Below are 21,625 nucleotides of genomic sequence, written 5' to 3'. Positions count from 1 at the left end.
CCCGGGGCGTCGGCGCGCCCACCCCCTGCCGAGCGACGAGGAGTTGACGGTGTCCGTGACCTGGACGGCCGCCGGGACCGAGGACGCGCGCACCGCGTCCGACGGCGGCGGCCTGCGACTGTTCTGCTTCGCCCACGCGGGCGGCGGCAGCTCGTTCTTCCACCCCTGGCGCGAGGCGCTGGGTCCCGGGGTCGATGTGCGGCCGGTCGTGCTGCCCGGCCGCGAGCGCCGCTCCCGGCAGGCCTCGCACACCCGGATGGGGCCGCTGGTGGAGGAGCTCACCGCCGAGCTCGCCGGGCAACTCGACCGGCCGTACGTCCTGTTCGGCCACAGTCTCGGCTCGATCGTGGCCTACGAGACCGCCAGGGCCCTGCTCGAGCGGGGCTCGAGGCCGCCTTCGGCGCTGCTCGTGTCGGGGCGGCGCGGGCCGTTCGTCCCCGACACCCGGCCGCCGGTGCACAACCTGCCGGAGGACGCGTTCCTCACCGAGGTGTCGCGCCTCGGCGGCACCCCGCCCGAGCTGCTGCGCCAGCGGGAGCTGGTGCGGCACTTCCTGCCGCCGCTGCGGGCCGACCACGAGATCAACGAGACGTACCGGCCGACCCGCCTGCCAGGACCCGCGCTGACCTGCCCGGTCTTCGCCTTCACCGGGGCGGCGGATCCGCTCGCCGACCCCCATGCGGTGGCGCGCTGGCGCGAGGTGACCAGCGGCGACTTCCGGCTGCGGGTGTTCCCCGGCGACCACTTCTATCTCAAGGGGGCTCCGGAGGACCTGATGACGGCGCTGCGCACGGCGCTGTCGGGTGTGGATCCGCTCTCGAGTGTTCTTCGAAGGCCCTTTCATAAAGTCGCAATGTGATTGTCACGTGCCGACTGCACCGGGAGGCCAGATGAATCTGCTGGATGTCACCGCTCCGACCGGATTCGACATCCGGCTGCGTGACTTCGTGCGCGCGCAGTCCCCGCACACGACGGCTTGCGTGGTGCGACGCAACCAGAGCGCGTACAGCAGCGGCGGGCAGGACCGCAACGTCTACTTCTTGGAGAGCGGTCAGATCAAGACCGTGATGTTCTCCCGCTCGGGCAAGGAGTGCCTGCTGCGCCTCCACACCCCCGGGGAGATCTTCGGCGAGCTGTGCTCGCTCGGCGGCATCCGCGAGGAGTCCGCCATCGCGATGCGCGACAGCGTCGTGCACCGCATGTCCTACGAACACTTCCTGTCCTCGATCACGGCGGCCGGGATGGTCGACGACTTCATCAGTCACCTCACCCGGCGCCTGGCCGAGCAGCAGCAGTCGATCACTCATCTGGTGACCGTCGACAGCGAGCAGCGCCTGGGCGAGATCCTGCTGGACCTCGCCCGCAAGCTCGGCCGGGGCAACGGGCGGCGGCCGCACATCGCCGAGCGCATCACGCACGAGGAGCTGGCCGGCATGGTCGGCACCACCCGCTCGCGCGTGGGGCACTTCCTGAAGGGGTTCCGCGACCGGGGCCTGATCGACGTCACCCCGGACTCCCACCTGATCATCGACCGGCGCCGGCTCGCCGCCTATCTGGAGAGCCGCTGCGCCTGACCGGGGCCCCGCCCCGACGACCCTCACGAGGTGACACCCCCATGTGGGACCAGAAGTTCGAGACTCTGCTCAGGGACCGTCTGCCCGGCCTGGACGCCGGCGCGCCCCTCACGGAGGACCTGCCGCTCGCCGCCTTCGGGCTCGACTCGATGGCGACGGTGGGCCTGATCACGGCCATCGAGGACGTCTACGGGCAGCTGCCCGACAACGCGGTGACCCCCGCCAACTTCACCACGCCCGGCACGGTCTGGGCGCTCGTCAGCTCGCTCTCCGGCACCGGCCGATGAGCGGCGACAAGCTGCTGCACCACTGGTTCCTGGACGGTCTGGCCCGCAATCCGGCGGGCGTCGCGCTGCGGATCGGCGACCGCACCTGGACCTACACGGAGGCGGACCGCGTCGCGCGGCGCTGGGCGGCCGCCCTGCACGGCGGGGCGCGTGCGCCGCGCCGGGTCGGGGTGCTGGCCACCAAGAGCGAGGAGAGCCTGCTCGGCTTCCTGGCCGCGCTGTACGCGGGCTGCACGGCCGTACCGCTCAACCCGGAGTACCCGGTGGACCGCAACCGGGGCATCGCCGCCGAGGCGGGGCTCGACGCGCTGATCGTCGACGGTGCGGGCGCCGCCCAGCTCGACTCCGTCGCGGCGGCCGCCGAGCCGCTCGTGGTGCTCGCGCCGCGCCGCGACACGTGGACGGCGCCGGCGCCGGCGACCCCTGTGCTGGTGCCGGACCCGGACGGCGACCGGGCGCCCGCCGAGGGCCCCGACTCCCTCGCGTACATCCTGTTCACCTCGGGTTCCACCGGCCGCCCCAAGGGCGTGCCGATCCGGCACGGCAACGTCTCGGCGTTCCTGACGTCCGTGCTGCCGCGCTACGACTTCGGGCCGGACGACGTCTTCGGGCAGGTCTACGAGCTGACCTTCGACCTGTCGATGTTCGAGGTGTGGTGCGCGTGGGCGAGCGGCGCGTGTCTGACGGTCCTCAACCGGCTGCAGGCGCTCGACCCCGCGCGTTCGGTCCGCGCCCACGGCATCACGGTGTGGACGTCGACGCCCAGCCTGGCCGCCGCGCTGCGGGGGCACGGGCTACTGACGCCGGGCCGGCTGCCGTCCGTGCGCCACACCGTGTTCTGCGGTGAGCCGCTGCCCGAGGACGTCGCGGCCGCCTGGAGTGCCGCCGCGCCCGCCTCGTCCGTCGACAACCTCTACGGCCCCACCGAACTCACCATCGCCTGCACGGGTTTCCGCTGGTCGCCCGCGTCCGGTACGGGCAACGTGCCGATCGGCGCGCCCAACGCGGGCCTGCGGTACGTGCTGTTCGAGGACGGGCGCGTCGGCGGGGACACGGGCGAACTGTGCGTCACCGGGCCGCAGATGTTCGACGGGTATCTCGACCCGGCCAACGACACGGACCGTTTCCTGGACCACGAGGGCCTGCGCTGGTACCGCACCGGTGACCGGGTGCGCCGCGGCCCCGGCGGCACGCTGGTCCATCTGGGCCGCGGCGACGGCCAGGTCAAGATCAACGGCTACCGGGTGGAGCTGTCCGAGGTGGAGGCGGCCGTACGGGCCTGCCTGCCGGGCCGCGAGGCGGTGGTCCTGGCCGTGCCCGGGGCGGCGAGCCCGGTGCTGGTGGCGTTCGTCGTGACCGACGAGGGGACCGGCCTCCTGACGGACGCGGCCCGCGACCTGGCGCGCCGGCTGCCCCCGTACATGCTCCCGGCGCATCTGTGGGCGCTGCCCGACCCGCCGCTCAACGCGAACGGGAAGACGGACCGCCTCCAGCTGCGCAAGGAGGCGGAGCACCGGCTGGCGTCCTGAGACGGGGCCGGGCCCACCCGGTCCGGCTCACGCACGCCCGGCGGGCGTCCCGGGGTCCCGGGGCGCCCGCTGTGCCGTGTACGCGCTCATCGAGGGGACTGCGGCCAGAAGTTCCTTGGTCCAGGCGTGCCGGGGCGCGGTGAACACCTCCGCAACAGGGCCCTGCTCGCGGACCGTCCCGCCGTCCAGGACGAGGACCCGGTCGGCCATGCGGGCGATCACGCCCAGGTCGTGGCTGATCAGCAGCAGGCCGAGGCCGAGGCGGGTGCGCAGGTCGTCGAGCAGGGCGAGGATGTCGGCCTGGATGCGGACGTCGAGGCTGGAGGTGACCTCGTCGCACAGCAGCAGCCTGGGCCGGGGGGCCAGGGCGCGTGCGATGGCGACCCGCTGCCGCTGGCCGCCGGAGAGGGTGCCGGGCAGCCGGGCGGCGCACTGTTCGTCGAGTCCGACCAGGCGCAGCAGGCGCCGGGTCTCGTCGGCGGCGGCCTTCCGGTCCATCCCGCGCAGCACGCGCAGGGGGCGGGCGATCGTCGCGCCGACGGTGCGGCGCGGGTTGAGGGAGCCGCTCGCGTCCTGGGCGACGAGCTGGACGAGGCGGCGCTGGTCGAGGGTGCGGGCGCGCAGCGGGCCGGGGACGGGGGCGCCGTCGAGTGCGACGGTGCCGGTGTCGGGGGTGTGGTGGCCGGTGACGCAGCGGGCGAGGGTGGTCTTTCCGGCGCCGGACCCGCCGAGGAGGGCCACGCACTCGCCGGGGGCGACGTGCAGGGACACGTCGTGGGCCGTGGTGACCCGGTGGGCGCCGCGGCCGTGTCCCGCGGTGAGGCCGGTGACGCGCAGGACCGGTTCCGTCTCGCTCTCGGGGCGGGGCGGCCGGGTGTGGGCCTCGGCGATGTCCGGGACGGCGCGCACGAGTTCGCGGGTGTAGGGCGCGCGGGGCCGGCCGAGCACCTCGGTCAGGGGGCCTTCCTCGACGAGCCGGCCGGCCCGCAGCACGGCGATCCGGTCGGTGAGGCGGGCGGCGGCGGCCAGGTCGTGGGTGATGAACAGCAGGGTGAGTCGGCGGCGTTCGGTCAGGCGGGCGACCTCGTCGAGGACGAGGCGCTGGGTGAGCAGGTCGAGTCCGGTCGTCGGTTCGTCGAGGACGAGCACGTCGGGTTCGGCGGCGAGGACGCGGCCGAGGGCGAGGCGCTGCTGCTGTCCGCCGGACAGTTCGTGCGGGTAGCGGCGCAGGAAGGCGGGGTCGTCGGGCAGTCCCACACCGCGCAGGGTGCGGGCGGCGTCCTGCGGGGTGCGGTGTGCGGCCAGCTCGGTCACTTGGGCGGCCACCCGCATCGTGGGGGTGAGCGCCGCGGCCGGGTCCTGCGGGAGGCAGGCCACGCGGCGCCGCAGCCGGCGCAGGGCGCGGCCGCGCAGGGCGAGCGGGTCCTGGCCGGTGACGCTCAGGGTGCCGGAGGTGGCGCGCAGGCCGGGGCGCAGTGCGCCGAGGAGGGCGAGCGCGAGGGTGGTCTTGCCGGAGCCGGACTCGCCGACGACGCCGAGGCGTTCGCCGGCCCGCAGGGTCAGGGAGACGTCGTCGAGGACGCGTTGTCCCTGGGGGCCGGTGACGGTCAGTCCGGTGACGCGGACCGGGTCGGCTCCGCCGTCGGGCTGCCGCGGTGCGGGGCCGGCGGACTGGTCGGGGGCGTCGAAGAGTGCGGTCATGGGGCGAACCTCGTGATCGCCCGGTCGAGGGCGAGGTTGACGGAGACGGTGAGCACGGCGAGGCCGAGGGCCGGTGCCGCCACGCCCCAGGGCGCCAGGGTCACGCCCTCCATGTTCTCGCTGATCATGGAGCCCCAGTCGGGGGTGTCGGGGCCGAAGCCGAGGAACCCGGCGGAGGCGGTGAGGGCGATGGCGAGGGCGAGCCGGGTGCCCGCGTCGGCGAGCACGGGGCGCACGACGCCCGGCACGATCTCGCGGACCATCACCGCGGCCGGCCCGTCGCCGAGGGCCACGGCCTGGTCGACGTATCCGGAGTGGACGATCTGGAGGGTGGCGGCGCGGGCGACGCGGGAGACGAAGGGGACGCCGGTGAGGGCGACGGCGGTGACCAGGGTGAGGGTGCGGTAGCCCCAGCCGTGCAGCAGCACCAGCAGGACGAGCGCGGGCGGCAGGGCGAGCAGCAGGGTGTCGAGCCGGGAGACGGCGGCGTCGAACCAGCCGCCGAGGTATCCGGCGAGCACCCCGGTCGTGGTGCCGAGCAGGGTGGTCACGACGGTGGCCAGCAGCGGTACGAGGACCAGGGGCCGCCCTCCGGCCAGGAACCGCGACCACACGTCCCGTCCTTCCCCGTCCGATCCGAGCGCCAGGCCGGCGCCCTGGCTGTAGGGGGCGGCGGCGATGTGCGCCGGGTCGTGCGGGGCGAACCAGGGTCCGAGCAGGGCGAACAGGACGATCGCGGCGACGGGCAGGAGCCACGGCAGGCCCCTCCACCGGCTGCGGTGCGGGGCGACGGGACCGGCCGGGGCCGTGGTGGCGGGTGTGTTCATGTGGCGGTCCGGGTGCGGGGGTCGGCTGCCGCGGTCAGGAGGTCCGCGAGGAGGAGGCCGGTGACCACGGCCGCAGCCATGAGGAGGCCGATGCCTTCGAGGACGGCGGCGTCGTGGTGTTCGACCGCGGCGACCAGTTCGTTGGACAGGCCCGGGTAGTTGAAGACCTGTTCGACGACGGCGGTGCCGCCGACGAGGGTGCCGGTGAGCCAGCCGAAGACCTGGGCGCAGGGTCCCGCGGCGGTGGGCAGCAGGTGGCGCAGGACGACGCGGGCGGGGGCGAGTCCGGCGAGGCGGGCGGCTTCGACGTGCGGGGTGGCGGCGGCGTCCGCGACGGCGGCGCGGACCAGCCGGCCGGCCCAGGCCGCGGAGAACAGGGTCAGCGCGGTCACCGGCAGGACGAGGGCCTCGGGGTGGGCGAGGAGGGGTTCGCCGAAGGGGACCAGGGACACGGCCGGAAGGACGCCGAGCCAGGAGGCGAGGACCAGCGTGAGCAGGCCCGCGGTGACGAACTGGGGGACGGAGACCAGGGCGACCGAGGTGCCGGAGAGGATCCGGTCGAGGAGGCTTCCGGGGCGCAGTCCGGCGGCGAGCCCGATGGCGAGGGCGAGGACGACGGTGAGGGCGGCGCACACGCCGGCGAGCAGCAGGGTGTCGGCGAGCGGCCCGGCGATGATCTGGCTGACGGGGCGCCGGTCGACGAGGCTGTGGCCCAGGTCGCCGGAGAGCGCGGAGCCGATCCAGTCGGCGTAGCGGACCGGCAGGGGCCGGTCCAGGCCGAGTTCGGCGTGCAGGCGGGCGACGTCGGCGGGGCTCGCCGAGCCGCCGAGCGCCGCCGCGGCGGCGTCGCCCGGCAGCACCTCGGCGGCGGCGAACAGGACGAACGAGCCGGCCAGCAAGGTGGCCAGCGCGCCCGCGAGGCGCCGCCCGGCGAGGGCGGCGAGTCGGACGGCGGTTCTCACGCCGTCCTGGCCCGTGTGAACACGGGGGTGGACTGGCTGGACCAGACGCCGGTCAGTCCGGGTACGGAGGCGTCGAGCTGTTCCTGGAATCCCCACAGCAGGTCGCCGCCGGTGGCGGACAGGTCGCGCTGGATGGCGGCGAACGCGGCCTCGCGCCGGCCGTCGTCGACGGTGGCCTGCGCGGCCGCGAGCCGCTTGAAGTGCCGCTCCCCGAGCCCGGTCACGTTGAAGAACGCGCCCTTGGTGGTGGTCGCGGACAGGTGCACGGCGGCGGGCCGGTTGGCGTAGTAGAAGGTCTGGAAGGGGGCGCGGGACAGGCCCTTGAGGTCCGCGTAGTACGTGTCGGCGGGCACGGTCCGCACGTCGAGGTCGACGCCGGCCTCCTTGAGCTGCTGGCCGAGCAGCCGGGCCGCGGCGGTGAAGCCGGGCACGGTGTCCGCCGCCCGCAGTTCCAGGGTGTCGACCCCGGCACGGGCGAACAGCCGCTTCGCCTCGGCCACGTCGCGGGTGCGGGCGCGGCCCGCGTAGCCGGGCAGCCCCTTGCCGACGAGGTCCTCGCCGGGGGTGCCGAGGCCGAGCAGGACCTTCTGCACGAGCGCGTCGCGGTCGGCGGCCAGCCGCACGGCGCGGCGCACGTCCGGGTCGTCGAAGGGGGCGAGCCGCTCGTTCATGGCGAACGACAGGGCGTTGGAGTTGGCGGTGTGGCCGCGCCGCACGCTGATCGCCCGGTTGGCGCGCTCGGCCTTGGCGCCGGTGGCCGTGATGCCGAAGGCGTAGTCGATCTGGCCGCTCTTGAGGGCGGCGAGGCGGGCGGCGGGGTCGGCGATCAGGGAGAGGTCGATGCGCCGGAAGTGCGAAGTGCCGTTCCAGTACTTGTCGTTGACGGCGAGCCGGAGGTTCTTGCCGTCCTGCTCCTCGAGCCGGTACGGGCCGGAGCCGACGCCGCGGGCGAAGTCCTTGTCGCGGGTGCCCTCGGGGAAGACCGGGGAGAACACGGCGAGGATGCCTTCCCTGAAGTCGCCGCGGGGCCGCTTGAGCCCCACCTTCAGGGTGTACTGGTCGACGACCTTGAGGCGGTCGAGGTCCAGGTCGGCGAAGTTGTTGGCGCGCGTGGACGGCGGGGTGGCCAGGGTCCGCAGGGAGTAGGCCACGTCCGCGGCGCGCACCGGCGAACCGTCGTGGAACACGGCGTGCCGGTGGATCCGCACGGTCCACTCGGCGGCGTCGGCGCTCGGCTCGACGGACTCGGCCAGGCCGAGTTCGTAGCGGCTGCCCTTGAGGTACATGAGCTGGTCGTACAGGTGGTACAGGGCGATGTAGCTGGCGCCGAACCCGGCGTGGCGGGGGTCGAGGCCGATGGTGCCGGTGGCGTCGGAGGCGCCGACGCGCAGTGCCTTGCCGGATCCGGCGACGGTGCGGGTCCCGCCGGTCTGACCGGCGCAGCCGGTCAGGGCCGCGGAGCCGGCGGCGACGGTCGCCGCGGCGGCGCTCCACTGCAGGACTCGGCGGCGGGCGACGCCGTCGGGGCGTGACATGGCGGAGGGCTCCTGGGTCTGGGGTGGGTGGGCTGGGGATCTCACGGCTCAGGCCCACCAGTCGCGGGTGCCGCCCTCGTCGGCGCCGCACTGGCGCCAGATCTTGCCGTCGCGCAGGACGTAGACGCCGAAGGTGACGACGGTCTCGCCGCGGCAGGTCATGGTGCCGCGCATCATGACGGTGTCGTCGGTCTGGATGAACTCGTTCATCTCGACGTGCTGGAGGTCGAGCTCCCAGTAGCGGCGCAGCAGTTCGCGGATGTTGTCGTGGCCGCGCACGGGGCCGGTGAAGCGGACCCATTCGGCGTCGGGGTGGTAGAGGTCGACGAGTCCGTCGAGGTCGCGTTCGGCGGTGCAGCGGATCATCTCCGCGAACAGCGGGTGGATCGCAGTCTCGGTCTCGGTCTCGGTGCTCATGCGGGGGCTCCTGTCGGATCGGGGCGGTGCGCGGCGGAGGGGGCCCGGAAGCGGTCCCTGATGAGGCGCTTGACGACCTTGCCGAGGTCGTTGCGGGGCAGTTCGTCGACGAGCAGGACCCGGGTGGGGATCTCGTGCGGGGCGAGGGTGCCGGCCGCACGGTCGGCCAGGGCCGCGCACAGCCGGTCCGGATCGGGGGCGGCCTGACCGGCGACGGGGACGACGGCCGCGGCCACGCCGTCGGTGCCGGTGGCGACGACGGCGACGTCGGCGACGGCCTCGTGGTCGTAGAGGACGGACTCGACGCGCAGCGAGGAGACGAGGCCGTGCGCGGTGGGCACGGCGTCGGTCTCGCGGTCGAAGAGGTACAGCTCGCCGTCGTCGTCGACGTGGCCGAGGTCGCCGGTGTCGCACCAGCCGCCCTCGGGCACGCCGTCCGCCTCGGGGCCGGCGTCCAGGCGGTCGCGCGGGGGCGCTCCGTCGGCGCGCAGCCAGATCCGGCCGACCTGTCCGGCGGGCAGGGCCGCGCCGTGCCGGTCGGTGATCAGGACGTGGGTGCCGGGGGCGGGCCGGCCGACGGACAGGGGGCGTTCGGGGTCGAAGGTGCCGATGGTGACGGCGGGTTTGGCCTGGCTGGCGGAGTAGGCGCCGATGACGCGGGCCTTGGGCATCGCGGTGAGCAGGGCGCGGGCCAGCGGCGGGTGCAGGAAGGCGGAGGCGGTGGCCACGGTGGTGACGGAGGTCAGGTCGTGGCGGTGCAGGGCGCCGTCGCGGGTCATGGCGACCGCGAGGTGCGGGGTCATCATGACGGTGCTCGCCGCGTGCTGCTCGATGAGGGCGCACAGCCGGTCGGCGTCGCCGGGCGGGGCGAGGACGAGGGTGGTCGGGGTGGCGTTGAGCACCATGGAGACGGTGGTCGCGCTGGCGGTGATGCCCAGGTGCACGGAGGCGACCATCGGGGTGGGCTCGTCGTGCGCCATGACGGAGCGGGGGCCGCCGGCGGTGGCCAGGTTCTGGTGCGGGACGATCACGCCGCGGGCGAGTCCGGTGGTGCCGGAGGAGTAGACGATCTCGGCGGCGTCGTCGGGGGCGTGGACGAGGTCGACGGGGGTGTGGCCCGCGACGGAGAGGGCGTCGACGGTGTCGGTCCAGGTGACGGACGGGGCGGCGGGCGGGGCGGTTCGGCCGTGGATGACGCCGGTCATGCCGCACTGCCGGGCGCGGCGCTCGAGTTCGTCGGCGGGCAGGCGGACCGGCAGGTGCAGCACGGTGCCGCCGGCTTTCAGGACGCCGAGGTAGGCGACGGCGTAGCCGGCCCAGTCCATGTCGCCGAAGAAGATCCCGATGCGGGTGCCGCGGGCGGTGCCGGCGGCGAGCAGTCCGCGGGCGAGGTCCTCCGAGCGGCGGTCCCACTCCCCGTAGCGGAGGTCGGGCCGGCCGTCGACGACGAGGGCGGTGCGGTCCGGGTGCAGCCGGGCGTGGGAGCGCAGTTGGTCGGTCAGGTAGGAGAAGGCACGTTCCGCCATCGCGGGGTCACCCGCCTATCTGGAAGGAGACGCCGCCTCGGCCCCCGAAGCGGGGGGCGGTGGCGGCGAGCAGGTGGTCGAGGATGAACCGGGCGCGCTCGGCGGGCTCGTCGTCGCTCAGCGAGCGCAGGTAGCGGTCGTGGGCGGCGAGCGAGCGCACGGCGCGGTCGCGGGCGGCGTCGTCGACGGCGACGGCGTGGGTGGGGCGCGGCGATCCGGCGACGGCCACCTTGCCGGCCCGCCACGGCTCGAGGCCCTCGTCGAGGAGTTCGGGGAAGATCCAGCGGTTGGCGGCGTCGGCGACGGAGTCGAGGGCGGCGCGGCCGACGTCGCGGTGGTCGGGGGTGTTCCACGCGCCGGAGGCCCAGGTGTCGTGGTGGTTGAACGTCACGATGAGCTCGGGGCGGTGGCGGCGGACGGCGCGGGCCAGGTCGCGGCGCAGTCCGGGCCCGTAGGTGACGGTGCCGTCGGTGTACCCGTCGAGGAAGTCGACCTGCTGGACGCCGAGTTCGGCGGCGGCCTTGCGCTGTTCGGCCTCGCGCACCGGCCCGCACTCGGCCGGGTCGAGGCCGTCGATGCCCGCCTCGCCGCGGGTGACGAGGAGGTAGGCCACCTCGATCCCCCGCGCGGTCCAGGCGGCCACGGCGGGCCCGGCGCCGAACTCGATGTCGTCGGGGTGGGCGACGATCGCGAGGACGCGGCTGAAGTCGTCGGGCAGTTCGAGGAGTGTGTCGGCCATGGGGTTCCTTCCCGGTGGACGGGGCAGCCGCGCGGGCCGGGCCGTGTCCGTGTGGACGACGGCCCGGTGTGCGCGTGGTGTTCCTGGGCGGGGTGGGTCAGGCGGCGTCGGCTTCGGCGGGTGCGGGGACGCGGACGACGAGGGCGGCGATGAGGATCGCGGCCGCGGCCAGGCCCGCGCTGCACAGGAACGCGACGGTGTAGCCGTGCGTGCCGTCGAGGCCGCCGACGGCCTGGGTGACGGTGGTGAGGACGGCCAGGCCCAGCGAGCCGCCGACCAGGATCGCGGTGTTGAACAGGCCGGAGACGGCGCCCGCGTCGGCCGGGTCGACGCCGCTGGTGGCGATGGTGCCGGCCGGCATCATCGTCAGGCCGAGGCCGATGCCGGAGATGATCGTGGGGCCGAGGACGGTGGCGACGAAGCTCGTCGACGACGCGGCCAGGCCCAGCCAGCCCATGCCGAGCCCGAGGCAGAACAGGCCGGTCATCAGCATCCGGGTCAGTCCGACGCGGGCCACGGTCTTCATGCAGATCTGCGCGAACACCAGCAGGGTGGCGATCAGCGGCAGGTAGGCGAGGCCGGTCTGCAGTGCGGAGAACCCGAGGATCTCCTGGAGGTAGAGGGTGACGAAGAAGAAGTAGCTCATCTGCGTGGCACCGAAGATCATCATGATGCCGAGGGCTCCGCTGGTGTTGCGGCGGCGGAACACGTGCAGGGGCAGGAACGGGTGGGCCTGGCGCCGCTCGACGAGCAGGAAGACCCCGAGGAGCACGGCGGCGAGGACCAGCAGGCCGCCGCGCAGCGGGGAGGTCCACGGACGCTGGGTGTCGAGGAAGACGAAGACCGTCATCAGCAGGGCGGCCGTGATGGTGACCGCGCCCGCCACGTCCAGGCTGGGCCGCTGTTCGGCGCGGCTCTCCTTGAGCGTCGTCATGGCCAGGACGACGACGAGCGCGCCGATCGGGACGGCGGCGAAGAAGCTGAACTCCCAGCCGGGGCCGGAGGTCAGCAGGCCGCCGACGAGGAGACCGAACAAGGCGCCCGCCGCCTGCGTGCTGCCCCACAGGGCGAACGCCCGCTGCCGCTCGGGGCCCTCGGCGAACGAGGTGATGATCAGCGAGAGGACGACCGGCGCGGTCAGCGCGCCGCCCAGGCCCTGCACGGCACGGGCGATCACCATGACGGTCGGGTCGGTGCTGAAGCCGCACACGACGGAGGCCACGGTGAAGATCGTGACACCGGTGACCAGGACGCGGCGCCGGCCGAACAGGTCGCCGATCCGGCCGCCCAGCGGCAGCAGTCCGCCGTACAGGAGGCCGTAGGCGTTGACGACCCACGGCAGGCCCGACTCGGTGAAGTCGAGGTCGCGCTGGATGAAGGGCAGGGCCACGTTGACGATGGTCTGGTCGACCTGGATGAGCAGTTCGGCCATCAGCAGGGTGACGAGGATCAGTCTGACGACCAGGGAGCGGGGGCCCTGGGCGGAACTGTCCTCGGCGGTCGGCCTGCCGTCCGCGGTGCTGGTGGTCATAACTCTCCTGATCCTCGTGTCACAGCCGCCGTCCGGGCAGACTCGGCCGGGGCCACGGTAGGGAGGGGGCCCGCGAACGCGATGCTCAAAACAGCACACGTTCGGCGGCGGATCCGCCCCGGTGGGGGCGGCCCCCGGTCACCAGGTGACGGGCAGCGTCTTCGGAGCGCGGATGATCATGTCCGACTTCCAGGTGATCTCGCCGTTCAGGCGCAGCCCCGGCATACCGATGACGAGCGCCTTCAGCGCCTCCTGGAGCTCGACGCGGGCCAGGTGCGCGCCCAGGCAGTGGTGGGCGCCGTGGCCGAAGACCATGTGCCGGTTGTCGGCGCGGTCGAGGACGACCTCGTGGCCGTTCTCGAAGACGCTCTCGTCGCGGTTGACGATGCTCGTGTCCACGACGACCGGTTCGCCGGCCCGGACCAGGGTCTCGCCGACGGTGAGGTCCTCCAGGGCGTAGCGCGGGGAGATGCCGTTGGCGGCGAAGGGCACGAAGCGCAGCAGTTCCTCGACGGCGACCTGGATCGAGTCGGGGTTCTCGCACAGGCGCGTCCACAGCTCGCGGCGCTGCTGGAGCACGTGGACGAAGTTGGAGATCTCGCTGGCGGTGGTCTCGAAGCCGCCGATGAGCGTCGCGATGCACAGCCCGATGAGCTCCTGCTCGTCCAGCCGGTCGTGGGCGTCGCGGGCCTCGATGAGGGCGCTGGTGAGGTCGTCGCGGGGCGTCTCGCGGCGCTGCGCGATCAGGTCCTCGAAGTACTTCTGCAGATCCATGAAGCTCTGCACGCACTCTTCGTCGGTCAGCTCGTTCGTGGACAGCGCGGCGTCGCACCAGGCGCGCAGCTGCGCGCGGTCCTCGGCGGGCACGCCGAGCAGTTCGCAGATCACGGTGACCGGGATGGCGAGCGCGTAGGAGCCGACGAGTTCGGCGGTCGGGCCCGCGGCCTTCATGTCCTCGACGAGTCCGGCGGCCAGTTCGCCGATCCAGGCGCGCTTGCCCTCGATGCGGCGCGGGGTGAACGCCTTGGACACCAGGGTGCGCAGCCGCGTGTGGTCCGGCGCGTCCATCGTCAGGATCGACTCGGGCACGGGCCGGGGGGTCATGCGCGGCTCGTCGCGCCGGGTGGCCTCGTTGCGGGAGAAACGCCGGTCGGTCAGGACGAAGCGGGCGTCCTCGTACCGGGTGACGAGCCAGGCGGGCTCGCCGAACGGCAGCTGGACGCGGATCGGCGCGCCGTCCTCGATGAGCTTCATGTACGAGTACGAGAGCTCGAGCCCCTCCCCGCCGGTGAAGGGGTAGGCGGCCGGTGCCGCCTGGGGGTGCTCGCCCGCCGTCGCTTCCACTTCGGTGCTCACTGTCGACCGCCTCCTCGGGGTTCCCGCCGTGACGCGGCGTCACGCTAGCGACCCGCGCGCCGGCTGCCTGCTCAATCGGGAGCATCGGAGGGAAGGTCGCGCCGGGATACTCCCGCCCATGACTCAGCTACGGATTCAGGCCACGTTCGTGGTCGACGTGTGGGACGGCGTGGACGACGAGAAGGTCGACGGCGGTCCGGTCACGGCCCGCGTCGAGCTCGCCAAGACGTACACGGAAGGCGATGTGCTCGGCACCGCCACCGGTCACATGGCGACGACCCAGGGCCCCGGCGGTGCCGCGTACGTGGCGCAGGAGCGGGTCACCGGCACGATGGGCGGGCGCACGGGCACGTTCGTGCTCGAGCACCGGGCGACGCAGGTCGGCAGCGGTGAGCCGGTGACGTGGGCGGGCATCGTGCCCGGCTCCGGCACGGGCGAGCTGGCGGGCGTGAGCGGCGAGGGCTCGCTCGGCCACGGCACGCTCGACCTGACGGTCGAGTTCCCGTAGGGCGGGATCCCGGGGGTCAGTTCTTCTCGGCGGCGGCCAGGATCTTCTGCGAGGTGTGGAAGAACCGGCCCGTCGCCCGTACCCCGAACATCTTCTCGATGACGGGGGCGGGGTTGACGGGCCGGCCGCCCAGCAGCCGCCAGCGTACGAACGCCGTGCCGCCGTGCGTGCCGAGGACCTCCCAGTCGCCCTTGGGGGAACGGACGGGGAGGTCGGTGCCGGTCAGGGGCGCCGATCCGTAGAGCATGGAGAAGCGCTCGTCCGCGGCCGGTGGGGTTTTGCCGAACGGCGCCGCCGCCAGTTCCGCGCGCAGTTGATCCGCCGTGCGCAGGATCGTGGGGATCTCGAACCCGAAGGCGTCCTCGAGGGCCCGCTCGATGAGGGCGACGAGGCGCTCGGGGTCGCTGTCCGCGCTGGTGAAGAAGGCGTTCCCGCTCGCGATGTAGGTGCGTACGGAGCCGAGGCCGAGCCCGGTGAGCACCTCGCGCAGCCGGGCCATCTCGACCTTGCGGCTGCCCACGTTGACGGCGCGCAGGAACGCGATGTGGATCTGATCAGTCGTCATGCCGGCCTTCGCGTCGGTCTGTTCGGGGGCGTCATGCTCTCACGCGGCTTCAGAAGGTCCGTTCCGCGACCGGGAAGCGGTGGTTCGCGTCGTTCCTGCGCGACAGGTCCTCGACGAACATGTCGAGCAGCGGCTGTTCGCGGGTGCGCCAGTGGAAGTGGCCGCCGGCGAAGCGGCGGACGCGGAAGGAACGGTGTGTGTAGGCCCGCCAGGCGCTCAGCTCGTCGCCGAGCACCGTCGGGTCGTCGAGGCCGGCCGTCGCGGTGAGCGGGGCGTGCACGCTGTTGTCGAGTCCTTCCTCGTACGACTCGGCGAGCGCGAAGTCCGCGCGGAGCACCGGCAGTTGGAGCCGGGCCAGGGCCGGGTCGCCCAGGACCGCGGGGTGGACGCCGGGGTGGCGGGCGGCCGCGGCCAGGAACGCGTCGTCGGGCAGGCCGGTGAGCGGGTCCTGGCGGACCGGCAGGTGCGGGGCCGCCTGGCCGGACACGTAGAGGCGTTCGGCGACGAGTTCGTGGTCCCATTCGAGGCGCGCCGCGATCTCGTAGGCCAGCAGGGCACCGAGCCCGTGGCCGAAGAGGGCGAACGGGCGGTCGCACAGGCGGGCCACCGTGGGCACCAGGTCGTGCAGCAGCGTCTCCATGCCGGAGCACGGGTCCTTGCCCAGCCGGGAGCCCCGGCCCGGCAGTTCGAGGGGTGTGACGGTCAGGTGCGGCGCGAGCCGGTCGCGCCAGGGCAGATAGACGCCCGCCGAGGCACCGCAGTACGGCAGACAGAACAGGCGCACGGACGTGCCGCTCATGTTTCCCCCTCGGGTCCGCCACGGGGCCCGTCCGCCGGTCCCCGCACTGCCGCGGACCCTACGCATCCGTGCGCTCCCGGCCCGGATTCTGCAGCGGTTCTCGCGGTGCGCTCCGGGCGTTCTCGAGGGGCGCTCGAGGCGTCGTTCCTAGCGTCGCCCGGGGGACGTCCAGGACCGCAGGCCCAGGGAGGAGTACGGATGTCCGGAGCTCTCGCGCGGGTCGCCGCCCGGCCACGGCTGATGGCGGTGCACGCGCACCCCGACGACGAATCCAGCAAGGGCGCGGCGACGACGGCGCGCTACGCGGCCGAGGGGGTCGACGTGCTGGTGGTCACGTGCACGGGCGGTGAGCGGGGTTCCTTCCTCAACCCGTCCTGTCCGCGGCCGCCCGGACCGGTGGACATGGCGACGGTCCGCGCCCGCGAGATGGCGCGCGCCCGGCGCATCCTCGGGGTGCGCCAGACCTGGCTCGGCTACCGGGACTCCGGGCTGCCGGAGCACGGCGAGCCGCTGCCGGCCGGCTGCTTCGCCCGGGCCGATCCGGGCGCGGCGACGGGGCGTCTGGTGCGGCTGATCCGCCGGTTCCGGCCGCACGTCGTGACGACGTACGACGAGGACGGCGGCTATCCGCATCCCGATCACGTGATGGCGCACCGGATCGCGGTGGCCGCGTTCGAGGCGGCCGGTGACGGCGGTGCGCATCCGGGGGCGGGTCCGCCGTGGCAGCCGCTGAAGCTGTACTACAACCACGGTTCGCACCCGGAGCGCAGCGCGGCGCTGCACCGTGCGCTGCTGCGGCGCGGCAGCACGGCGCCGTACGCGCCGCTGCCCTGCGAGCCGGTGCGCCGGCCGGACATCACCACGCGGGTGCCGTGCGCCGCCTGGTTCCCCGTGCGGGACCGGGCCCTGCGGGCACATGTGTCGCAGGTGGATCCGGACGGGGTGTGGTTCGCGGTGCCGACGCCGCTGCAGCAGGAGGTGTGGCCGACCGAGGACTACACCCTGGCGCGGTCGCTGGTGCCGGTCGCCCTGCCGGAGGACGACCTGTTCGCGGGGGTGACGACGGCCGGTGCCGGCCGTCCGCCCGTGATGGCCGGTATGTGACGCTCCGGTTGCTCGCGGCAACGACCGCGTGCAAGCGTCTCAACTCATCCGTAGTCGTATCCGTGGAGGGGCATGCCCACGCAGATCAGCGTCCGTTCCGTCACCAAGGCCTTCGACGGCCGGGTCGTCCTCGACGACGTCACGTGCTCGCTCCCGGTGGGCGAGCGGGTCGGGATCGTCGGGGAGAACGGTTCGGGAAAGAGCACCCTGCTGCGGCTGCTGGCCGGGGTCGAGAAGTGCGACCAGGGCGAGGTCGTCGTCCACGCGGACGGCGGTGTCGGTCATCTGGCGCAGTCCGAGCGGCTCCCCGCGGAGCTCACCGTCCAGGACGTGATCGACCGCGCTCTGGGCGATCTGCGCGCCGTCGAGGAGCGGATGCGCCGCCTCGAGGCCGCGATGGCCGACGGCGACGAGAGTGTCCTGGCCGAGTACGGGGAGCTGTCGACGGCATTCGAACTGCGGGGCGGCTACGAGGCGGACGCCCGCGTGGAGCGCGCCCTGCACGGTCTGGGCCTCGGCCTGCTGGAGCGCGGGCGCGGCGTGGGGAGCCTGTCGGGCGGCGAGCAGGTGCGGCTGCGGCTCGCGGCCGTGCTGGCGGCGGGCCCCGAGGTGCTGCTGCTCGACGAACCCACCAACCATCTCGACGAGGGCGCGCTGCTCTGGCTGGAGGAGCATCTGCGCACCCGCCGCGGCACGACGGTCGCGGTCTCGCACGACCGCATGTTCCTGGAGCGGGTGACGACGACGCTGCTCGAGGTGGACGCCGACCGCCGCACCGTCGTCCGCTACGGCAACGGCTACGCGGGCTATCTCACGGAGAAGGCGGCAGCCCGCGAGCGCTGGGCTCAGGCGCACGCGCAGTGGGAGACGGACGTGGCCGGGCTGCGCGAGGCGGCCGCGACGACCGCCCGCCGGGTGGCGCCGGGGCGGGCCATGAAGGACGGCAACAAGATGGCCTACGACCGGGCGGCCGGACGGGTGCAGCAGTCGCTGGCCGGCCGGGTGCGGCAGGCCGAGGAGAAGCTGCGCCGACTGCTCGAGAGTCCGGTGCCGCCGCCGCCCGAGCCGCTGCACTTCGCGCCCGTGATGCGGTCCGGGCAGGTGCGCGGCTGTGCGCTCGACGCGGCCGGTGTCGGCGTGGAGGGGCGTCTGGGCCGGATCGGCCTCACGCTCGAAGCCGGGGAGAAGCTGCTGATCACGGGGCCGAACGGGGCGGGCAAGAGCACGCTTCTGGACGTCCTGGCCGGGCGCCTCGCCCCGGACACCGGCACGGTCACCCGCCAGGGGCGGGTGGGCCATCTGCCGCAGGAGCCGGAGCCGGGCCGGCCCGGGGAGACGCTCCTGGCCGCGTTCGCGCGCGGCCGTACGGGGCCGGCCGAGGAGCACCGTGAACTGCTGCTCTCCCTGGGCCTGTTCGACGCGGAGCAGCTCTCGGTGCAGGTGCGGGGGCTGTCCACCGGGCAGCGGCAGCGGCTCGCGCTGGCCCGGCTGGTGACCCGGCCCTGGGACGTCCTGCTCCTGGACGAGCCGACCAACCACCTCTCCCCCGCGCTGGTGGAGGAGCTGGAGGCGGCGCTGCTCGGCTTCGACGGCGCGCTCGTCGTGGTCAGCCACGACCGGCTGCTGCGCGAGCGCTGGCGGGGCAGACAGCTGACCGTGTCGACGTCGGCGGTCCAGGCCGTCCAGGTCTGAGCCGCCCGCACCACCACTCCTCCTCATCCCCCCACCCCTCAGGCAAGGAGCCACCCATGTCCCGGTCCGGTGTCGTCTTCGAGCAGGTGCATGTCGCGGACCCTCGCGTGCGTCCGGCCCCTACTCCCTCACCACCGGCCCGGACGGCGCCCTGTGGTGCACGCTCGTGCACTGCGGGGGCATCGCGCGTCTGACGGAGTCGGGCGGGATCGAGCGGCACGCCCTCGATTCGGAGTCGTGCGGCCCGTCGGTCATCACCGCGGGCCCGGACGGCGCGCTGTGGTTCACCCGGGCCCGGGACGGGCGCGTCGGGCGGATCACCGTGGACGGCCGGTCCACTTCCTACGCGGGCGGGTCGCCGGACAGCGGGCCGTTCGGGATCGCGGCGGGCGCGGACGGCGCCTTGTGGTTCACCGAGATGAACACCGACCGGATCGGCCGGATCACGGTGGACGGTGAGGTGGGCTGGTTCGAGCTGCCGTTGTCGGGCGCGTTCCCCTCGTTCATCACGGCCGGCCCGGACGACGCCCTGTGGTTCACGCTCAACCGGGTGGACGCGATCGGCCGGATCGGGCTCGGCGGGGACGTCACGGTCCACGCCCTGCCGACCGCGCAGGCGGCGCCGGTCGGGATCACGGCCGGGGCGGACGGAGCGCTGTGGTTCGTGGAGATCGGCGCGGGCCAGGTGGGGCGGATGGCGACCGACGGCACGGTCCGGGAGTTCCCGCTCCCGGACCGCGCCTGCCGGCCGCACGCCGTGACCGCCGATCCCGGCCGGGGTCTGTGCTGGTTCACCGAGTGGGCGACCGGCCGGGTCGGCTCCGTCACGCCCGACGGGTGCGTCGAGGAATACGAACTCCCGGGCCCCGGCGCCGAACCGCACGGAGTGGCCGTGGCACCGGACGGGGCGGTGCACGTGGCGCTGGAGACGGGTCAGGTCGTCCGCATGACGCCCTGACCCGCCGCCGGTCCGGTGGGCCCCGCTCGCGGGCTCACCGGATCGCCCGCACCTCCTCGGGGTCGGTCTCGCGCAGCTCGCCGTCCAGGAGGATCCAGCGGGTGATGCCGATGGAGTCCAGGAAGGTCAGGTCGTGGCTGGCCACGACCAGGGCGCCCTCGTAGGACGCCAGGGCGGTGGTGAGCTGGCGGATGCTGGCCATGTCGAGGTTGTTCGTCGGCTCGTCCAGCATGAGGAGCTGCGGGGCGGGCTCGGCGAGCATGAGCGCGGCGAGGGCGGCCCGGAAGCGTTCGCCCCCGGAGAGCGTCCCGGCCTGCTGGTCGGCCTTGGCGCCGCGGAAGAGGAACCGGGCGAGGCGTGAGCGGATCCGGTTGTTGGTGGCGTGCGGGGCGAACCGGGCCACGTTGTCGGCGACGCTCGCCTCCTCGTCGAGCACGTCGAGCCGCTGTGGCAAGAAACGCAGCGGCACGTGGGCGGTGGCCTCGCCCGCCACCGGGGCCAGTTCCCCGGTGATGGTGCGCAGCAGGGTCGTCTTGCCCGCGCCGTTGCGTCCGACCAGCGCGATCCGCTCGGGTCCGCGCAGCTCGAACTCGCCGTCCACGCGCGCCCCGTAGGCCAGTTCCAGGTCGCGCAGGGTGAGCACGGTGCGGCCCTGGGGGACCGCGGTGCTGGGCAGGTCGATGTGGATCTCGTCGTCGTCGCGGACCGCTTCCACGGCTTCGTCGAGGCGTTCCTTGGCCTCGGCGAGTTTCTCCTCGTGCATGATGCGGTGCTTGCCGGCGGCGACCTGGGCCTGCCGTTTGCGTTCGCCCATGACGACCTTGGGCTCGCGCTTGGTGTCCCACATCTTCTGGCCGTATCGCTTGCGGCGGGCCAGTTTCACGTGGGCGTCGGCCAGTTCGCGCTTCTGCTTCTTCAGGTCGGACTCGGCGACGCGCACCATGCGTTCGGCCGCCTCCTGTTCGGCGGCGAGGGCCTCCTCGTAGGCGGAGAAGTTCCCGCCGTACCAGGTGACCTCGCCGCCGCGCAGATCGGCGATCTGGTCGACGCGGTCGAGGAGTTCACGGTCGTGACTGACGACGACCATCACCTTGGACCAGCCTTCGACGGCGGTGTAGAGGCGGCGGCGGGCGTGCAGGTCGAGGTTGTTGGTGGGTTCGTCGAGGAGGAGGACGTCGGGGCGGCGCAGGAGCAGCGCGGCGAGCCGCAGCAGCACCGACTCGCCGCCGGAGACCTCGCCGACGGTGCGGTCCAGTCCGATGTGGCCGAGGCCGAGCTGGGAGAGGGTCGCGGTGGCGCGCTCCTCGACGTCCCAGTCGTCGCCGACCGCGGTGAAGTGCTCCTCGCTCGGGTCGCCGGCCTCGATGGCGTGCAGGGCGCGGCGGGTGGCGGCGATGCCGAGGGCGTCGTCGACACGCAGGGAGGTGTCGAGGGTGACGTTCTGCGGCAGGTAGCCGATCTCGCCGGACACGCGCACGGTGCCACTGGCCGGGGTCAGCTCCCCGGCGATGAGCTTCAGCAGGGTGGACTTTCCTGACCCGTTGAGGCCGATGAGGCCGGTGCGTCCGGGGGCGAAGGCGACCTGGAGCCCGTCGAACACGGGGGTGCCGTCCGGCCAGCCGTAGTGCAGGCCCGCGACGGCGATCGAGGGCGCGGAGAAGTCGGGGTGAGTGGTGGTCATGGGGCCTCGCGGTTGCTCGGTGCGAACGGTGGGGGTGCAACGCGTTCGAGACACCGCGGGTGCGACGACGTGAGGAGGGTCCCGGTCCGGCGGTCCGGTCGGGACCGCGCGGCAGAAGGTCGTACGGGGGACGGCTCGCAGCGCCGAGGTCGCACACGATGCGTCGGCGCACCGGCGCGGGAAGGCGCGGGTGGCATGACGCGGCGGTGCCTCAGGACCTCAGACGAGCAACGTCCTACTCCGATCGACGACAACAGGATCGCTATACAGCGTATAGGAGAGTGTGTGTGGTGTCAACGGCACCGGCGGCACAGCCGGTCCCCGGTGTTCGAGG

Annotated in this window: 19 protein-coding genes and 1 pseudogene; 8 read left to right on the top strand and 12 right to left on the bottom strand. The window is 73.7% G+C overall.

Going from position 1 to position 21,625, the window contains the following annotated elements:
* The first annotated feature begins 49 nt into the window (after nt 1-49).
* Genes IAG42_RS36635 through IAG42_RS36620 form a run of 4 tightly spaced genes read left to right on the top strand, consistent with a single transcriptional unit; the run spans nt 50 to nt 3,390 of the window.
* Nucleotides 50-859, top strand: a complete 810-nt coding sequence (locus IAG42_RS36635) for a thioesterase II family protein (protein WP_223206494.1) — start codon at nt 50-52, stop codon at nt 857-859.
* 31 nt (nt 860-890) lie between these two features.
* On the top strand, nt 891-1,574 hold the full coding sequence (locus IAG42_RS36630; protein ID WP_188341932.1) for a Crp/Fnr family transcriptional regulator: 684 nt from the start codon (nt 891-893) through the stop codon (nt 1,572-1,574).
* A 41-nt stretch (nt 1,575-1,615) separates the two neighbouring features.
* The gene (locus IAG42_RS36625) at nt 1,616-1,861 is read left to right on the top strand and encodes an acyl carrier protein (protein ID WP_188341931.1); all 246 of its coding nucleotides are present in this window, start codon (nt 1,616-1,618) and stop codon (nt 1,859-1,861) included.
* Nucleotides 1,858-3,390 (top strand): D-alanine--poly(phosphoribitol) ligase, encoded by a 1,533-nt coding sequence (locus IAG42_RS36620; RefSeq protein WP_188341930.1) that lies wholly within the window; start codon nt 1,858-1,860, stop codon nt 3,388-3,390. The genes IAG42_RS36625 and IAG42_RS36620 overlap by 4 nt, the downstream gene beginning before the upstream one ends.
* 27 nt (nt 3,391-3,417) lie before the next feature.
* Here IAG42_RS36620 and IAG42_RS36615 read toward each other — a convergent pair whose 3' ends face one another.
* The 9 genes from IAG42_RS36615 to IAG42_RS36575 all read right to left on the bottom strand — a co-directional run bounded on the left by IAG42_RS36615 (nt 3,418) and on the right by IAG42_RS36575 (nt 13,882).
* Complete coding sequence (locus IAG42_RS36615; RefSeq protein WP_188341929.1) at nt 3,418-5,091, bottom strand: ABC transporter ATP-binding protein; 1,674 nt, start codon at nt 5,089-5,091, stop codon at nt 3,418-3,420.
* Complete coding sequence (locus IAG42_RS36610; protein WP_188341928.1) at nt 5,088-5,918, bottom strand: ABC transporter permease; 831 nt, start codon at nt 5,916-5,918, stop codon at nt 5,088-5,090. The genes IAG42_RS36615 and IAG42_RS36610 overlap by 4 nt, the downstream gene beginning before the upstream one ends.
* Nucleotides 5,915-6,880: an ABC transporter permease gene (locus IAG42_RS36605; RefSeq protein ID WP_188341927.1), complete on the bottom strand. Its 966-nt coding sequence runs from the start codon at nt 6,878-6,880 to the stop codon at nt 5,915-5,917. Before IAG42_RS36605 ends, IAG42_RS36610 begins: the two co-directional genes overlap by 4 nt.
* A complete protein-coding gene (locus IAG42_RS36600) occupies nt 6,877-8,415 on the bottom strand; it encodes an ABC transporter substrate-binding protein (RefSeq protein ID WP_188341926.1) in 1,539 nt (512 codons plus the stop codon). Before IAG42_RS36600 ends, IAG42_RS36605 begins: the two co-directional genes overlap by 4 nt.
* A gap of 48 nt (nt 8,416-8,463) precedes the next feature.
* Nucleotides 8,464-8,832 carry a nuclear transport factor 2 family protein gene (locus tag IAG42_RS36595; RefSeq protein ID WP_188341925.1) on the bottom strand — a complete coding sequence of 123 codons (369 nt, stop codon included), beginning with the start codon at nt 8,830-8,832 and terminating at the stop codon, nt 8,464-8,466.
* Nucleotides 8,829-10,358 carry a class I adenylate-forming enzyme family protein gene (locus tag IAG42_RS36590; protein ID WP_188341924.1) on the bottom strand — a complete coding sequence of 510 codons (1,530 nt, stop codon included), beginning with the start codon at nt 10,356-10,358 and terminating at the stop codon, nt 8,829-8,831. The genes IAG42_RS36595 and IAG42_RS36590 overlap by 4 nt, the downstream gene beginning before the upstream one ends.
* 7 nt (nt 10,359-10,365) lie before the next feature.
* On the bottom strand, nt 10,366-11,097 hold the full coding sequence (locus IAG42_RS36585; RefSeq protein ID WP_188341923.1) for a PIG-L deacetylase family protein: 732 nt from the start codon (nt 11,095-11,097) through the stop codon (nt 10,366-10,368).
* A gap of 97 nt (nt 11,098-11,194) precedes the next feature.
* Nucleotides 11,195-12,628, bottom strand: a complete 1,434-nt coding sequence (locus IAG42_RS36580; RefSeq protein WP_188341922.1) for an MFS transporter — start codon at nt 12,626-12,628, stop codon at nt 11,195-11,197.
* 138 nt (nt 12,629-12,766) lie between these two features.
* Nucleotides 12,767-13,882, bottom strand: a complete 1,116-nt coding sequence (locus IAG42_RS36575) for a cytochrome P450 (RefSeq protein WP_188342043.1) — start codon at nt 13,880-13,882, stop codon at nt 12,767-12,769.
* A 220-nt stretch (nt 13,883-14,102) separates the two neighbouring features.
* On the opposite strand from IAG42_RS36575, the gene IAG42_RS36570 reads away from it, so the two are divergent.
* Nucleotides 14,103-14,492 carry a DUF3224 domain-containing protein gene (locus IAG42_RS36570; protein WP_188341921.1) on the top strand — a complete coding sequence of 130 codons (390 nt, stop codon included), beginning with the start codon at nt 14,103-14,105 and terminating at the stop codon, nt 14,490-14,492.
* A 16-nt stretch (nt 14,493-14,508) separates the two neighbouring features.
* On the opposite strand, the gene IAG42_RS36565 is transcribed toward IAG42_RS36570, so the two are convergent.
* Nucleotides 14,509-15,057: a DUF1697 domain-containing protein gene (locus tag IAG42_RS36565; RefSeq protein ID WP_188341920.1), complete on the bottom strand. Its 549-nt coding sequence runs from the start codon at nt 15,055-15,057 to the stop codon at nt 14,509-14,511.
* 49 nt (nt 15,058-15,106) lie between these two features.
* Entirely contained in the window at nt 15,107-15,856 is a 750-nt protein-coding gene (locus tag IAG42_RS36560) for a thioesterase II family protein (protein WP_188341919.1), read from the bottom strand.
* Nucleotides 15,857-16,054: 198 nt separating this feature from the next.
* Between IAG42_RS36560 and mca the strand changes: the two genes are divergently transcribed.
* The 3 genes and pseudogenes from mca to IAG42_RS36545 form a co-directional block, all read left to right on the top strand.
* A complete protein-coding gene (gene mca / locus IAG42_RS36555; protein ID WP_223206493.1) occupies nt 16,055-16,960 on the top strand; it encodes a mycothiol conjugate amidase Mca in 906 nt (301 codons plus the stop codon).
* A 72-nt stretch (nt 16,961-17,032) separates the two neighbouring features.
* Nucleotides 17,033-18,652 (top strand): ribosomal protection-like ABC-F family protein, encoded by a 1,620-nt coding sequence (gene abc-f / locus IAG42_RS36550; protein ID WP_188341918.1) that lies wholly within the window; start codon nt 17,033-17,035, stop codon nt 18,650-18,652.
* A 112-nt stretch (nt 18,653-18,764) separates the two neighbouring features.
* Nucleotides 18,765-19,610 (top strand): annotated as a pseudogene (locus tag IAG42_RS36545) (Vgb family protein); the annotation flags it as partial.
* A 34-nt stretch (nt 19,611-19,644) separates the two neighbouring features.
* Here the strand turns inward: IAG42_RS36545 and IAG42_RS36540 are convergent.
* Nucleotides 19,645-21,291 (bottom strand): ABC-F family ATP-binding cassette domain-containing protein, encoded by a 1,647-nt coding sequence (locus IAG42_RS36540; RefSeq protein WP_188341917.1) that lies wholly within the window; start codon nt 21,289-21,291, stop codon nt 19,645-19,647.
* Nucleotides 21,292-21,625 lie beyond the last annotated feature (334 nt).

This window comes from Streptomyces xanthii, assembly GCF_014621695.1.
In the GTDB taxonomy this organism is placed as follows: Bacteria; Actinomycetota; Actinomycetes; order Streptomycetales; family Streptomycetaceae; genus Streptomyces; species Streptomyces xanthii.
Note: the sequence above shows the minus strand (reverse complement) of the source record. Positions and strands in the feature narration are given on the sequence as shown.